General features: G+C 56.4%; 14 protein-coding genes and 1 pseudogene. 8 read left to right on the top strand and 7 right to left on the bottom strand.

Annotation, left to right across the window (positions count from 1 at the left end; all coding sequences use genetic code 11):
- The first annotated feature begins 563 nt into the window (after positions 1-563).
- Positions 564-749: pseudogene (locus H8K04_16400) on the top strand (hypothetical protein).
- A 233-nt stretch (positions 750-982) separates the two neighbouring features.
- On the opposite strand, the gene H8K04_16395 reads toward H8K04_16400, so the two are convergent.
- The 4 genes from H8K04_16395 to H8K04_16380 all read right to left on the bottom strand — a co-directional run bounded on the left by H8K04_16395 (position 983) and on the right by H8K04_16380 (position 5,152).
- On the bottom strand, positions 983-2,104 hold the full coding sequence (locus tag H8K04_16395; protein ID UVT15375.1) for a HupE/UreJ family protein: 1,122 nt from the start codon (positions 2,102-2,104) through the stop codon (positions 983-985).
- A complete protein-coding gene (locus tag H8K04_16390; protein ID UVT15374.1) occupies positions 2,104-3,330 on the bottom strand; it encodes a hypothetical protein in 1,227 nt (408 codons plus the stop codon). The genes H8K04_16395 and H8K04_16390 overlap by 1 nt, the downstream gene beginning before the upstream one ends.
- A 66-nt stretch (positions 3,331-3,396) precedes the next feature.
- Positions 3,397-4,887 (bottom strand): DUF4331 domain-containing protein, encoded by a 1,491-nt coding sequence (locus H8K04_16385; protein UVT15373.1) that lies wholly within the window; start codon positions 4,885-4,887, stop codon positions 3,397-3,399.
- 43 nt (positions 4,888-4,930) lie between these two features.
- On the bottom strand, positions 4,931-5,152 hold the full coding sequence (locus H8K04_16380) for a hypothetical protein (protein ID UVT15372.1): 222 nt from the start codon (positions 5,150-5,152) through the stop codon (positions 4,931-4,933).
- Between the two features lie 308 nt (positions 5,153-5,460).
- On the opposite strand from H8K04_16380, the gene H8K04_16375 reads away from it, so the two are divergent.
- The 7 genes from H8K04_16375 to H8K04_16345 all read left to right on the top strand — a co-directional run bounded on the left by H8K04_16375 (position 5,461) and on the right by H8K04_16345 (position 11,844).
- On the top strand, positions 5,461-6,063 hold the full coding sequence (locus tag H8K04_16375; GenBank protein UVT15371.1) for a sigma-70 family RNA polymerase sigma factor: 603 nt from the start codon (positions 5,461-5,463) through the stop codon (positions 6,061-6,063).
- Positions 6,060-7,022 carry a cupin domain-containing protein gene (locus tag H8K04_16370; GenBank protein ID UVT15370.1) on the top strand — a complete coding sequence of 321 codons (963 nt, stop codon included), beginning with the start codon at positions 6,060-6,062 and terminating at the stop codon, positions 7,020-7,022. The genes H8K04_16375 and H8K04_16370 overlap by 4 nt, the downstream gene beginning before the upstream one ends.
- Positions 7,023-7,176: 154 nt before the next feature.
- Positions 7,177-7,593, top strand: a complete 417-nt coding sequence (gene nikR, locus H8K04_16365; GenBank protein UVT15369.1) for a nickel-responsive transcriptional regulator NikR — start codon at positions 7,177-7,179, stop codon at positions 7,591-7,593.
- Positions 7,594-7,596: 3 nt separating this feature from the next.
- A complete protein-coding gene (locus H8K04_16360) occupies positions 7,597-8,022 on the top strand; it encodes a DUF3842 family protein (protein UVT15368.1) in 426 nt (141 codons plus the stop codon).
- A gap of 126 nt (positions 8,023-8,148) precedes the next feature.
- Positions 8,149-10,194, top strand: coding sequence for a TonB-dependent receptor plug domain-containing protein (locus H8K04_16355; protein ID UVT15367.1), 2,046 nt, complete (start codon positions 8,149-8,151; stop codon positions 10,192-10,194).
- Positions 10,195-10,309: 115 nt separating this feature from the next.
- Positions 10,310-11,287 (top strand): deoxyhypusine synthase family protein, encoded by a 978-nt coding sequence (locus H8K04_16350; GenBank protein UVT15366.1) that lies wholly within the window; start codon positions 10,310-10,312, stop codon positions 11,285-11,287.
- 17 nt (positions 11,288-11,304) lie between these two features.
- Positions 11,305-11,844, top strand: coding sequence for a DNA-3-methyladenine glycosylase (locus H8K04_16345; protein UVT15365.1), 540 nt, complete (start codon positions 11,305-11,307; stop codon positions 11,842-11,844).
- Here H8K04_16345 and H8K04_16340 read toward each other — a convergent pair.
- The 3 genes from H8K04_16340 to H8K04_16330 all read right to left on the bottom strand — a co-directional run bounded on the left by H8K04_16340 (position 11,827) and on the right by H8K04_16330 (position 15,486).
- Positions 11,827-12,867, bottom strand: a complete 1,041-nt coding sequence (locus tag H8K04_16340) for a beta-lactamase family protein (protein ID UVT15364.1) — start codon at positions 12,865-12,867, stop codon at positions 11,827-11,829. The genes H8K04_16345 and H8K04_16340 overlap by 18 nt on opposite strands.
- 198 nt (positions 12,868-13,065) lie before the next feature.
- Complete coding sequence (locus H8K04_16335; protein UVT15363.1) at positions 13,066-13,434, bottom strand: hypothetical protein; 369 nt, start codon at positions 13,432-13,434, stop codon at positions 13,066-13,068.
- 186 nt (positions 13,435-13,620) lie between these two features.
- Positions 13,621-15,486, bottom strand: a complete 1,866-nt coding sequence (locus H8K04_16330; protein ID UVT15362.1) for a GAF domain-containing protein — start codon at positions 15,484-15,486, stop codon at positions 13,621-13,623.
- Positions 15,487-15,531: the final 45 nt, after the last annotated feature.

Raw genomic sequence — 15,531 nt, 5'->3', positions numbered from 1 at the left:
GGCCCTTGACCCTGGAGAAAAGTCTGCAGTTGCTATGTAGCTATTTCAGCTCGATCTACCTTTAGATTATCTGGCATAGTCCCAAATCAGTGTTCTTGAGCCACTCCTATAAACCATCACAGCCTCAATATTTAGTGCTTTCACGATGACAGGCATAGCAGAGGTTTTTGGATTCACCCTTGCAGATTGAAAATTGAGTCTAGAAAATCTCTTTTCGATATCTCTTGCCAGGATCGTTATCCTCACTGAGACTTCGATGCCAGAGGCATGAGGAGATGGAAGCGAGGAAATTTACATTTCTTGGCCTGTCTCAGCTCGTACATCATCACCTCCTCTAGTTCCTCCTCGGTGTCTATGCGCTGGCTGCGGTCTATCCCAGGCCAGGGCTTGCGATCAGACAGATCTCTTTTGGCACCCTTTCATTCTCCGGAACGGGGACCCCCATCTCGGTTCTCTTGGTTCTCCTTGCAATCCTCATGTTCAATGCCGGGCTCGGGCTGAAAGCAGCTCACCTGAAAGCACTCTTTGATCACAAATGGCTCTTGATGACCGGGTTGGTCGCCAACGTCCTTATGTATGGACTGGGAATGAATAACAACGGAACAGGCCTCGTATTGGCCTCGCTCGTGCTGGCCGCCTACCCCCGCGTCATGGTTCCCATCATCTTTTATAACTTGGTGCAGCATGTGGTAGCCGGGAGTATTCACATAGCACTCGACAGGAAGAGGAGAGCTCAAGAAGACGGATGAGCCAAACACTCCCCGGCCAACGCTTAATTCCAAACTGTCTCATCCAAGGGGTTCACCCCAGCCGATTGTGCTCATCTTGTGCTCAAGCCCACCTCACTCCACCCCGCTCAGACCTATCCCAGCCAAAATTGAGATCTCGTCTAACTATTGGATAGGCTTGGCCTGAATGAGGTTGAGTAGGCTTGAAGAGAGCGATGAGGAAGCTTTCCTAAAGCGCGGGTCTTAGTAACCGGCTAAAGGGGAAACAGCTGGAGATCGAAAACTCGTTCGGTGAACCAGACGAGCGCGATGGCAATCACCGCCCACGAACCCCCGATGAGCACCAGCCTCGGATATGACCATGAGTGGCGGAGTAGGTAGGCCAGTGGTAAGAACGCGGCGACGATAACGAGCTGGCCGAGTTCGACCCCTATGTTGAAGCTGACCAGACTCAGCAATAGTGAATGGTGGGGCAACCCGAGATCCGTGAGGACCGCTGCGAATCCGAATCCGTGAATAAGGCCGAATCCAAATGCAATCATCCAACGGCGATGTGTCATCAGCGGATGGAGATTGCCAAGTGCGGCGAGTACAACCGAGACGGCGATGGTCGATTCCACCAATCGTGATGGTAAGTGGACGACATCTAGCGCAGCTAGGCTCAGTGTGAGGGAATGGGCGACAGTAAACGCCGTGACGATGCTGACGACATTCCACAAGACCGATGAAAAGTCAGCCGATGCTTGCCAGCGATTTTCGACTCGAATCAACACCGCAGGAAGCAAGAGGGCAAGCAAGAACAAGACATGATCGAACCCCAGCCAGATGTGCCAGATGCCCTCGCGAATGAACTGAATGCCCTCGGTCCAACGTGACTGTTCAGCGACGGAGAATTCCTGTTCCGGTAAGTCCCGGCTGAAAATGGCGGTGCTGGTGTGTCCGCCCTGTGTCAGACGCAAGAGTCCTTTATGCTGAGCGTCGATGTCGAACAGAAGCCGGTACTCGACGTGAAGCCGTTCGATGGGTCCGCCGCAATCGGAACGGAAACGCAGGACTGAATAGGCTCCATCGGTGTGATGATCGATGAGCTGCTCCGACAGCTCAGTCTTGCAAGGTTGTTGGTCGGCCGATAGGACAAGATGAGAGAGTGCGTAGGTGCCGATCTCGCCATGCTTGTTCCGAACCTCTCCCCAGGTAATTTCTCCGCTTCCGTCGCTATCTAATCCGATCGCGTTGTCGAGATCGCGTAAGGCGATATTCCACTGCCCCTCAACGCGATCATTCTGAACAGACATCGAGAGATAGCTGTCGCTGGGCTTATGAGCCCATGCGGGAAGACTCAGGAGCAGCCACGCGAGAACGAGAATGATACGCATCAGAATGTTGCTTTCTCAAACTGTTTGGCGAGTTGTTGCAGGCGATGGTCTTCCACGTGGTTGGTGGTCAGCCATTCAAGCACCGGATTGGCCGCAACTCGGTTCCTGTCGGCGAGCGCGCTCTCCAGGAGAATCCTGGCATCAGCCGGTTCCCGCTGTATGTTCCAATTGGCCTGGGCCAGCGGCAACGCCCGTTTGGCATCATGCAGCAGCGCCAATGTAAAACGCGCTTCTTCCCGGGCATGTGCCGTCGTTCTTCGCTCCCGAGCGGCGGCGAAGCGGGCCGCGAGTTCGGCTGTATGGTTTTGGAACCAAGGCAGCCCCAGCGCCTGTTCCGCAAGCGCCAGCCGCAAGAGTAATCCATCGGTTCTCGTCTGATGTTGAGCGAGGGAGACGACGTCTTGATAACGACCTTGATCCAGCAAGAAATCTGCGTAGGCGCTCAGCAAGTATTGATCCTTGATGTCGACCTTGAAGGCTTCTGCGAAATACTGCTCAGCCTCTCGGATGGCCCCGGTGCGGGCGGCTATTTCGGCCAAGATTGTCACAATCCAGATTCGCTCGCGACCGATGAGGTTTGCATCCAACAGCACTGCGCGGAGGAATTCCAAGCTCTTCACTGATTGACCCGTCACGCCGGCGATATCGCCCAGACATCCGAGCAGCACATGAGAGACCGCCAACCGTGCGAGCCGTTGACAGGCCCGTCGCGCCTCGTCGTAGCGTGCCTGTACCTGGAGAATGGATGCTTTGGTGAGCCATGCCTGGGCATTGGTCGGCTGTACCGCCAGCACCTGGTCGAGGTCGGCTAGGGCCTCGTTGAACTCGTGGGCGTTCTGTCGGATTGTTGCTCGTAAGAGGAGAGTCGCAGGGGGAGGCGTCGGCTCATTCCACCAAGGGGTGAGAACTGCCTGCGCTTGTCCAAGGTAGCGAGGGTCGCCTTCCGATCGGGCTTGTTCGATGTAACGAGTCGCTAGCTTTGCAGCGGATTCAAGATGCTGAGGATTGTGTCGCAGGCTAGCGCGCAGGGTTTCGAGTTCTCGCGCGACAGGATCGGACGCTTTAAGACTGAGCCGCTCGAGGACCTGTGCGTCATCCGTCGGACGATAGGGTTCTGAAAAGGCGATGCTGACCTGGTTCAGCGTGAGCCATCCAAGTACGACAAGCGCCATACGAGACCAGAATCGAGTCATTGGGTTGCGTTCGTAGATGATGGGATTACGCATGACGATCTGCCCTCGGTCCTCGACATGGAGCGGGTGCCGCACTGCGCGGCACCCGCTCGCTATTGATTACTGCGCCTCTCCTGGATCGATATGCCGGCGATCCCGCCCGTCGAACGGCGTGGGAAGGAAGGGAAACGCCGTGGCGATGCCGTTCGCAGTCTTGTTGCTTCCGACTGCCCCGACGTTGAAATTCACACCATCCCCGAGATTTGGAACACCGGGGTTCGTGAGGATTCCGGCCACCACCCGCAACGCCACATCCGTGACGTCATCGTTCGGCCTTCGGCCGTTCGGCCAGCCGGCTCTGTCCGGTGTCGCATTGCCGCTCTGGTCATGCGCGAGAGGGCCGAGGCGTTTCTGACCCGTGGCCGGAGTCGGCGGAACGTTCAAGTCGACCCGAAGGAAATCGGCAAGCGCTTCATTGGTCTTCCCGGAGCCGCATACCGCTGGCCCCGGCGCATACCGGAGCAAGGCGTTCACGAGATCTTCACGATTCATCGTCGGGAAGCCGGTGCCGAACACGGCATTGAGCGCCGTGGCCAGCGCTGAGTTGCAGTAAAACGAAACGAAGTCATTCTCGTCTTCTGCATCTGTGGCGTTCCACTTATCTTTCATGTTCGTCGCGATGATCAACTCGTTGACGAGGGGATTGCCCATACGCGCCACTTGGACGAAGCGAGCGCTGTTCTGACGGTCGCCGTCTTTCCTGAGCACGGTCACCTTGGGACGGCTGGTTGAGGCATAGGCCCCGATCAGTTTGTTATCGTTAGGGCCCATCAGCTCTTCAATGGGGACTTCCAATGCGATTGTGTTGACATTGAAACCGCTGAACGTATCGGCGGTGCCGGAGCCCGGTGCTCCAACGAGGATGGCGTCGTTGGCATCGTGAGCATCGGAAAGAATCGGCGAGATATGGAGATTCAACGTGTCGAATGTCCCTCCCAAGTCAATGTAGAAGGTCTCATCCCGCTGTCCCGCGAAGACTCGCCCGCCGTTCTTCAAAGGATAAATACCCTTGGCTGCCAGCTCTTCGTATTTCGGCATCGTGCGTGGGCCGACGTTGGACGGCACGGCGAACATGGGACCAGTGCCGAGATCGCGCGGCGGTTGGCCATAGCGTTGCTCGGTGACCGTATAACTTTGGCGAAGGAGCAGTCCTTCTGAGCCACCACCGGCAAGGGCCGTGATAGGGGGCAACGCCACATACGACAATGGGAAGACGTTTCCCGGTTGGCGGATTTCCGTTTTGAATCGAACTTGATAGACGATGTTCGCGGCGATGTTGTTCCTATTGTTGTCGACATGGATTTCGTACAGCACGTCGTCCGCGAAGTTGAAATAATTCGGACCCGATCCCGGTTCCTGACCGGGAATCACATTCATGATCAGGATCGCGTTGTCGGGGTCCTGCCAGCTGCGAAAGAAATAGAAATCGGTGATATCCGCCGTCGGGTCATTTGAGATCAGCGGAGCTTCGCGATGACTTGCCGCAAAGACCGGCGTCGTCATACACAGTGCCAGTATCGTCAGGGTAAGTGATCGAATTCGAGCGAGCATGATTTCCTCCTTGTGAGCAAAATACGCCGACGTGTGAGTGTGGCTACAAGTCCAGTAGTGGCGCAGGAACCGGTTCTGAATTGGCTTGGCTGACCAGCGCCGCCTCTTGTGGCGTCAGTGCATCCGATTGCGACACGCGCTGCTCCTCAACGGCCGCAGCTGGGCCGCTTGGAGGTACGATGGGCATGGTATCGCTCCCGCTGCAGCCGGACATCAGCCCGACAGTGAACGCGATACCCAGAGATGAATAGATTCGTGATTTCATAGTTTCCCTCCTCCCGAGAAATGTCTTGGCGCACTCACGGCGCCAGCGGATGCGGTTTTCACAGCCATGGGTCGGTTCTCCTCATCTGTCAAAATGGTTGTGGGCAATCTGTCCATTGAAGCGAGCACCTGCCGGCGGTCTGTTCTGCACTACGAGATGTGTTGTGGTTTGGATCTCTCGTGATGGTGGTCTGCTTGCCGGGCTATATCCGCAGTGCTATAGTTCGACCTCCATCAAGGTGCACAAAGCCTCGCAATCAGCAATCCAATCTTCCTCATGTCCTCGTAGAGATGAATGGGGGAGACTGTATGTTGATCATGTCCTCGGAGACGGCCAAGCAGATTCAAGACCAAGAGTTGGCGCAACTGATTGCCCTGACGGCACAAGGTGATCAGTCGGCGCTTGCCACGTTTTACGATCGTACGAGCCCTCAGGTTTTCGGGCTGGTCGTCAAAATTCTCAACAATCGCGAAGCAGCAGAAGAAGTCACCTTGGACGTCTACACCCAGGTATGGCGTCAGGCCCATACCTATGACCGAACACGAGGGGCGCCGGGAGCTTGGTTGATGATGGTGGCCAGAACGAGGGCGATCGATCGTTTCCGCGCCGGGGCGGTCGAGCATGGGCGCGTCGAGTCACTGGACGCGGTCGAGTTCTTTGCCAGCGACGACGAAACGCCGGAGCAGGACGTGGAAGGACAAGAACGGCGGCGGTATGTTCAACAGGCATTGGCTCTCCTGAACGAAGAGCAGCGGCAAGCCATTGCCCTCGCGTATTTCTATGGCTTAAGCCAGAGTGAGATTGCGGAAAAGCTGCAGCTTCCTCTGGGGACCGTGAAGACGAGAATTCGGTTGGGTATGATCAAATTGCGCGAAGCGCTCGCACCTTATGAGACGGGGTTAGTATCGTGACCGAGGCTAGGTTGCCGGAAGAATTGGAAGAGCAGGCCATGCTCGATGCGCTTGGGATCTTGGATCCTGTGGATCGTCTGGCTTTTACGGAAAGACTACCAGGAGAATCACCTCTCCTCAGCCAAGCCGTCGCGGCCTATCGAGCGGCAACGGATGCCTTGGTCTCAGTCGTACCTCCTGTCACGCCTCCGGCGACCCTACGCGAACGCCTCGTCAATCAGGTTGCCACGGAAGCCGCTCGGGAAGTCGAACAGTTTGAGTTGACGGCCGACACGTTGGCGTTGGGGTCCGTTCCCTTAAAGCCTCGGGATTCTTTGCGAGAACGGCTCATGTCCCGCATCGAAGGGCAATCGGAGATCCGACTTGATCTCAAGGTCTCAACGCCTGGCCTGGTGGAAACGTCTGTTTCGGCAGGCGGAGGATGGGTAGGTGAAGGTCGGGCAGGTGTTCCTAAAGACAGTGTGGGTTCACCGTCTCGCCAGTTTGCGCATGCGTGGCACCACCTTCTCGTGACTTCATACACGTCGCTGCGGCTTTGCTGGAAGGCTTTTTCGAACCTCTTACGGACTATGCTGATTCGTTCCGGGACCTCCAGATTATCGAGAACCAAGATCGGTTTTCAGCAGTCTGGGAAGGGACTCACCTTTATCAAGGCGGCGGAGGGAGTTTGGCGAGAGCTGGCACCAGGAGTGACGGCCAAGGTGCTCTCCTTCGATATGGCTTCCCGAAGAACCACCGCGCTCCTACGTTTTGCGCCGGGCACCAGCTATGCGCCGCATCGTCACACTGAGGCAGAGGAACTCTATGTGTTGGAAGGCGGGTGCTCCATCGCCGGTCGTGAGATGACGGCCGGGGACTATCAACACGCCGAAGCCGGTACGGAGCATTATGACACCTCCACCGACGAGGGTTGTCTACTGCTGGTTGTTTCCTCTCCTCAAAACGAGATCTTGCAATAGTCGTTTATCGGGTACACGTCTCCACTGCTCTCACAAATCCGACCAGGATCGAACACTCGTAAGATGGTTAGAGTCGAGAATCATAGGTTGATTTCCACGCCGGTACAGTGCTATTAAATTTAAATTCGTGCCACTAAAAAGAAGAGGGAAGGCGATGAAAAAACTGGTTCGTTTCGGCGTATCGCTCGATCATCATTTGTTGGACGCCTTCGATCGCCACATTCAACGTCGGAAGTATACCAACCGATCGGAAGCGTTGCGGGATTTGATCCGTGACAACTTGGTCGGCCAGGAATGGGATGAGAATAGGGAAACGGTCGGAACCATCACCTTTGTGTATGACCATCATGTGCGGGACTTGACGAGCAAATTGACCGACATCCAGCATGACCATCACGGACGAATATTGTCCGGCATGCATGTACATCTCGACCATGACCATTGCCTGGAAGTGTTGGTGGTCAAGGGGAAAGGTTCTGAAATAAGAAAGATCGCCGATGCGCTGGTGAGCGTCAAAGGCGTGAAGCACGGCAAGTTGACCATGACCACGACCGGCAGAGGGCTGGTTTAGGCCATGCGTGTCTGTGTCATCGATGGGCGTGGCGGAGGACTTGGGCGGTTGTTGGTGGCCGGTTTGCACGGTTCCTTGGGAAGAAGCCACAACATCGTGGCACTGGGAACCAATGCCGTGGCAGCCCAAGCGATGAAAGAGGCCGGCGCATCCTGTGTGGGGGTTGGATCACAAGCCATCGCGCAAACTGTGCCGACTGTCGATGTGATCGTCGCAACGTTGAATTTTGTTCTACCTGGGGCGATGCTCGGTGAAGTGACCTCCGATATCGCGCAGGCTATTCTCAGTTCCAAGGCCAAGAAGGTCTTGTTGCCGGTGAATCGCGCGCACATGGAGATTGTAGGGTCGGAGGATCATACGCTTGATGTGCTGATTTCGCGATCTCTCTCAAGGGTTTGCTCCTTGGTTGGTGTGTCTCGGCCATCCTAGTCGAGGCCTTTCCCCGTCAAAACTGTCGCCGGACCACGAGGGTCTGTACCGGCCGATGCGTCGGCCCTCGTCAGATCAGCGTGGGCGTCTCATCCGCCCATGATCTTTGATCAGGAGAGTAGGTGTATGTGGCATCTTGTCATTGTCTTAACAGCCATAGTTGTCAGCATGACCGGCAGCCAACTCGCATGGGCTCATGATCCTGACGAGCCCGTCTTGAGCATGCCGGAAATTTCAGTGAAGGCGGAGCGCCCTGTCGCCGCTTCCTCGCAGCAATTTATTCCGGACAAAGAAATCGTGCTCCAGCCTCAAGGGAGACCGGCCCAGATTCTGCGCTTGATCCCCGGCATGCTGGCCGTTGAGCATTCCGGCGGAGCGGGAAAGGCAGACCAGTATTTTCTGCGAGGCTTCGATGCCGACCACGGAACGGATGTCGCGTTCTTTCTCGACGGCATGCCGATCAATCTGCGCAGCCATGCGCATGGCCAGGGCTATGCCGATTTGAATTTCATCATCCCCGAAACGATAGAAGGAGTTGCAGTCAATAAGGGCGCCTATCTGCCTGAATACGGAGACTTCGCGACAGCGGGGGCGATCGATTTTCGGACGCGTCAGGTGGTCAAGGAAGGAGTGATTCAAGGCGCCGGCGGAGAGTTCACCACACAGCGATACATGCTGATGTTTTCTCCGACCAAGGAGCGGGTGCGCAGCCTGTTCGCCGCCGAAACGTATTACACCAATGGCCCGTACATCAACGACAATCAGTATATTCGGACCAATGTGTTGGGCAAAATCACGACCTATCTGACCGGGCGGGACGAGCTCAGCATAAAAGGGACGTTTCTCTATTCCAATTGGGACGGTTCCGGCGAAATCCCATTGCGCGCTGTGACCAACGGTTTGCTGAACCGCTTCGGTGCGATCGATCCGTATGAGGGGGGAAACACGCTGCGCACGACCGGCCAATTGGACTACCACTACGACACGACTTCGGGCGGCCAATTCTATATGAAGGCGTACGGCCAATATTACCGGCTGGATCTGTTCACGAATTTCACGTTTTTTCTCAACGATCCCGTCAACGGCGACGGCTTTGGGCAATTCGATCGCCGTGCCATCTATGGCGGTGACATCGGGTACAAACAGAGAGGGGAAATTTGGGGGGTGCCGAGCATTGGGACCGTCGGGTTCCAGACCAGAGTCGATGACGTGCATGCGAGACTCGGTACGCAGCTTCGAAAGACCGTGACCGGCACCACGATCGACAGCGACGTGTTCTCGGCGTCCTATGCGCCGTTTTTCAAGGCCGAAGTGCAGCCGTTGCCATGGGTCAGGTTTACAGGCGGCGTGCGAGGCGAGGTGTTCACCTTCGACGTGAGTAACCGCTGTCCCGTATGCGCGGAGCAATCGGCCGGACAGAAGAGCTCCGGCATCGTCTTGCCGAAAATGAACATGATGCTTGGTCCATGGGCGGGGACGGAATTCTTCATCAACTACGGCGAAGGTTTTCACAGCAACGACGCGCGTTCTGCCGTAAGACCGGGGTCTTCTCCCATCTCCCGTTCCATCAACTATGAAATCGGGGTACGATCCCGACCTTGGGGACCGGATAAGCTCGAATTGCTCGCGACGCTCTGGCGAATGGATATCAAATCGGAACTGGTGTTCGTCGGCGATGAAGGAACAACGGAGATCCGGGGCGCAACCAGACGCCAAGGTGTGGAAGTCGCCGCGCGCGGCCGGGTGTGGGGGCCGCTCTATGTCAACGGCAGCTTTACGTGGACGCACGCCGAGTTTCGAAACGGCGACGCCATTCCTTTGGCGCCGGAGTACATCGCCTATGGAGCCGCGATCTTGAAATGGCCGGAAGGATTGACTTCGCAACTCCAGGCGACGTATATGGGAGTTCGGCCTCTCATTGAGGATCGCAGCCTCAAGGCGCCGTCGTGGATTACGTTGGATCTGTCCGAGCGGTACCTCATTCCGATGCGACTCCCTCATGGCCGGATGGAAGTGTTTTTGTACGTCCAGAATCTGCTGAATACGGAGTGGGAACAGGCGATTTTCGCATTTGAATCAAGACTGAGGAATGAACCGGCGGCAGTCAACGACATTCATTTCGTGCCGGGGAATCCCCGGACGTTCTTGGGAGGCCTTGCCTATTATTTCTAGGGAATTCGATCAGGGGGGACATTGTTGTCTAACTGCAACGGGGAAGGGATTTGAAGCACCGTGAGGATTGTGATACATCCGTGATCTCTGTGGTCTCAACAGTAGGGAGCCTTGTATGAAACCGACATCTATTTCGCAATTCATTGACCATCATTATCGACATTTCAACGCGGCGGCGATGAAAGACGCGGCGCACGCGTATCGGGCTCACTTGGACCGAGGCGGGGCCATGCTGGTGACTCTGGCAGGCGCGATGAGCACGGCCGAGCTGGGTTTGTCCCTGGCCGAGATGATACGCCGGGACAAGGTGCACGCGATTTGCTGCACAGGCGCCAATCTGGAGGAAGATTTATTCAACCTCGTCGCGCAGAAACATTACGAACGTATTCCCCGCTATCGGGAACTGACGGCACAGGACGAGCAAGCCTTGTTGAATCGGCACCTGAATCGGGTGACCGACACGTGCATCCCGGAAGCGGAAGCAATGCGTCGCATTGAGGCCGCAGTGGCGACTGAATGGACGGCGGCGGATCGGAACGGCGTTCGATCGTTCCCTCATGAGTTTCTGTACCGACTCTTGCGCGACGGGAAGCTCAAGGAATACTACCAAATCGACCCCAGCGACAGTTGGATGTGCGCGGCTGCGGAGCGGGATCTTCCGATGTTTGTTCCCGGTTGGGAGGATTCCACGCTGGGCAATATGTATGCGGCGCACTGCATGACCGGATCGATCAAGAACGTGAACACGGTGCGATCCGGCATCGAATACATGATGCACTTGGCCGAATGGTATGTGAAGGCAACGGGTAAAACTTCGCTCGGATTCTTCCAAGTCGGAGGAGGAATCGCCGGTGATTTCCCGATCTGTGTCGTTCCCATGCTGAGTCAAGATCTTCGGAAGGAACAAGTACCGCTCTGGGGATATTTTTGTCAGATCAGCGATTCCACCACGAGCTACGGATCGTATTCCGGCGCCGTTCCGAATGAAAAGATCACCTGGGGAAAACTGGGTGTGGACACACCGAAGTTCATCATCGAATCCGACGCCACGATCGTCGCGCCGTTGATCTTCGCGTATGTCCTCGGGTGGTAGCGAATTGAAAAACCGAGATGGCCGACACCATCCTCTCGAGGAGATACTTCGATCGTTCCACGCTGACCATCGCGCGGTCGCTGGTCGGTAAGTATCTCATACGTGAGAATGGAGCGGGGCGGATTGCCGGCAGAATCATTGAGGTGGAGGCCTATGTCGGTTGTCAGGACAGAGCCTGCCATGCCTCCAAAGGCAGGACCGCAAGGACAGAGGTGCTGTTCGGCCCTCCAGGAATGGCCTATGTCTACTTCATCTATGGCATGTATCACATGCTGAATGTCGTGACAGAGCGGGTCGAGTTTCCTGCCGCCGTGTTGATTCGAGCGATTGAGGTTGACGGTGAGCTGATCGATGGCCCTGGAAAACTCTGCCGGGAGCTGGGTATCGATCGATCATTGAATCGGCACGACATGACGAACGGGCGATCACTCTGGTTCGAGGATCGAGGGGCACGGGTTGCTCGCGACCAGGTGGAAGCCTTCCCTCGAATCGGTGTCGAGTATGCCGGCGATTGGGCGAAAAAACCGTGGCGATTCAGATTAGCCGAACGTGGCTAATTCTTCACCCACTGTCAAGGCCAGTGCTTCCACTTCCTGCCAATTCTCAGCGTTCGTCAGGACGGCGACTGTCACGGGTCTCGCCCCTCGGGGTCGGATATGGAAAGCCGAAGCTGCGTATCCCGGGCCCGCGCCGTTGTGTCCATAGAGCAGGCCGACTCGATTGTCTGGATCGGCCATGAGTCCAAGGCCATAGCTTGGGGTGACAAACGACGGATGGGCATGTCCGATCGGTTTCACTCGGCACATCTCACCGAGCAGAGGAGCCGGCAGGAGTTCTCCCGCAAAGAGACCATTATAAAAGCGAACGACCTCAGAGGCTGTTGAAGCCGCGAATCCAGGTGGCGCCCAACCAGGATCATAGCGAGGCCGGACATCGACCGGCTGTCCGTCAGAGCTCAAGTCGAGAGAATAGCCTACGGTAAGACCGAGCATATCTTCGCGTGTTTGGGTCACAGACGTATCAACAAGACCGAGAGGGTCGCATACCTCTGCTTTGAGGATATCGGCAAAAGTTTTCTCACACGCGGTCTCGGCTAATTTCTTCAAAACCATATAGCCGATATTGGAGTATGACCAGCCGGAGCCTGGCGCAAATAACAGATTCGCCGCATGGACGCGGTCCATGAACTCTGAAAAACTCCACGGTGTCTCTCCCCTCCTGACGGCCGCCTGATATTCCGGAAGGACCCCATAGTCTGACCATCCACTCGTATGCTGAAGGCACTGGCGGATCGAAATCAGGTCTGCGTGAGGAACTTCCGGTAGCCAGGCGGCTAAAGGAGAATCAAGCTCGATGCGGCCGCGAGCCACCAGCCGGAGGATGAGGGCTGCGGTCAGAGTTTTTGTAATGCTCCAAATGGAAAAACGCGAATTGGCAGGAAGCTCTGTGTGTCCGTACCCCACCGTGCCGGACCAGCAGTCCTGACCGCGTTTCCAAGCGATGCACGCAGCGACATCCGGAACGCGTTGGGCCGTCATTTTCAAATAGGAGCGGCATCGATCAATCGACCAGTGCGTCATGAAGCCAACTTTGGCAAGCCGTGTCGGTCAGATTACATGCTGATTCTCACGGATCCTCCGTCTGAGATTGTCGGATGGTGATGGGACTGCCGGGCGAAACACAGGCTGATGAACGGTGTGGGACTTGAAAAGAAACGAGAGAGTTGAAACGGAGGAAGTCCTGCTTTGCCGGGCTTCCCCCGTTCATTGGAGGAGAGCTTAGTCGATCTTACGATCGTCGGTGATCTTCGTGGCGGATGTTACCGGTGGCGCAATCGTGATCTGAGGCCCCTGAACGTTCGGAAGCCTTCCCGCGCCCTGCCCTTCGGTAATTCGCGCGTTGTCGGTTTTCATGAGTTCCTGCTTGCTATGTTTGTCGTCGAACTCCGCCGCCTTCAGCAACGAAGACGTTCCGTGGCCGTCCTTTTGACCGGGATCATTGGCTGTCGGCTGGCCGGTCACGGGACTTCCTGAGTTCTTCATAGGATACCCTTCATGTTTGGGTAGCAGCGCCGGGTTGGCGGACGCCATCGAGCACGCCAGCAGGATTGAGGAGATTGTTGCAACCGCACCGGTAAGAAGTTTCATACCCGTTCTCCCTTTGAGCTATGACGATGATTGTGAATCATGAAGCTTGCACATTCAATTGGAAGATCAGTCATGCGGGCTGAATCATAGCGACGGATGGTCGTTCTGTCAAACGCCACACAAGTATTCCCTTGCCTGTTTGAGTCATTGCGTCGAAATAGGGAGGACGAGACGAGAATGGATAGGTCAATTCGGCCGACGAGGATGACGCCGGCCGCGCCCACGGTGCCGAAACGCCGGTCCCCGGCTGACCCCGGGAAGACGAATGGTGACCGTCGTGCCTTCACCGACGGCGCTGCCGATCGCGATCGCTCCGCCGTGTTCTTCGATGATTTTCTTGACGCTGGGAAGACCCAGTCCGATGCCGGAGCTCTTGGTGGTGAAAAACGGCTCGAAAACCTTGTCGACGATTTCAGCCGGGATGGGCACTCCGTCATTTTTAATGAGAATCTGCACTTCCAGCCCTCGCCCGGCGCGATGTTGCGTCACCTGGATATGGAGATGGCCGCCGGGAGACATGGCCTCGCACGCATTTCGAAAGATGCTGAGGAAGGTCTGTTGGAGCTTGGCCTCGTCGCCGCGCACCGGCGCGATGATATTGGCGTAATCCTTGGTGACTTGAATACGGGTTGCTTCCAGATCGGTTCCTACCACCACCAAGGCGCTCTCAAGCACCTCTGGAATGCGGCACAGATGGCGATTCAGCTCAAGGGGTTTTGCGAAGTCGAGGATCTCGTTCAGGATCGCTTCAATCCGAATCAAGTCGCGCATCGCATTCTCGACGCGTGTCTGTGGGTCGAAGTCGAGAATCCCCTCACCGGTGACTTCTTCGAGTTGCGACCGTATGGAGGCCAGCGGTTCTCGGATCTCCGTCGCCAAGAATGCGCTGAACTCGCCGATCGCTGCCTGGCGTTCCTGCTTTCGAATGATGGGTTCGGATGGAACAGCCGGGACGGGTTGGAGCCCCGGCGTTCCGACTTCGTCCGTCGGGGGAGGACCGGCAGCCTGCGGTGCCGGTGTCTGTAATAGTTCTGCAAGTTTGAGAATGATGGGCTCCAGCGTACGAGCATCGGTGGTTTGATACCGTTGCGGGTCCTTCGCTCCCAGCGTAAAGGTTCCGCCGACCTGACCCTTGACGAAAAAGGGAATGACGAGCGACGACTGAAACCGGTCCTTGAAGAGATGTTTGTGATCGAGAAAGCGGCCCTGAGTGGAGGCCAGGTCGTGATCCACCCGCGGTTTCCGATGGCGGACGGCCCATCCTGCCGCCGAACTATCCAAGGTGAGGCGCTGGCCCGGTTTCAACTCTTTCTTGGCGTCTTTCTGATCTCCCTTCCCGTCTCCGACGATGCCCAATACCTCGACGTTTCCCGCCAATGGATCGTAGTAGCAAGCCCAGGCACGGTCATAGGCCACATATTGATGAGCTTCAGCCAGGACCGTTTCGATCTTTTCTTGAAGTTCCGGGGAAAAGTGCTTGATCATCGGCGGAAACAGTTCCGCGCCGGTTTGCTGCGGGGGTGGCGGTTCTTGGGCGACGTAGGGACGGCTCAACACCACGTTGGTGTTGAAGAGACCTTCGCGGTCCAGCGCTTTGGTCATGCTCTCGCACATCTGGTCCAGCTGCAATCGATCCTTCTTCGAGAAAGCGGCGCCTTCTTTCCGTCCGATGACCAAACATCCATAAGCGCGGTTGAGATGACGGAGCGGGACGACGAGCAGAGACTTTGCACCGGGGGTGATCAGCCGCAGGCGAACCGTGCGTCCCCCATCCGGATCCTGAGCAGCCGGTGTCAAGGCGGCGGTCCGTTGAGTCGAGAGCGTACGGAGGATCGCCTGGACATCTCTGGGCGTGAACCCGCGCGAAGCATGCTCGACAAGCGGTCCATTTTCTTGGTGGAAGATTGCCGCCAACGCCGAATCGGTTCCGATGTCGTTCAGCGCGGAATTCAACGTCCGTTGAAGATGAGTCTCCGGTGCCGGCTTTGCTTGAGGAGGCGACGTGGTCATACGTTCAAATGTAAGCGAACGCATTGTAGCCGGAACGTTCATGAATAGCTACTCTCTCTCAGAACCGGAACAACAGGCAGACTCTGG

The sequence above is a fragment of the Nitrospira sp. genome (assembly GCA_024760525.1).
In the GTDB taxonomy this organism is placed as follows: Bacteria; Nitrospirota; Nitrospiria; order Nitrospirales; family Nitrospiraceae; genus Nitrospira_D.
The sequence above is the reverse complement of the archived record's forward strand: the minus strand, read 5'-3'. Positions and strand labels throughout refer to the sequence as shown.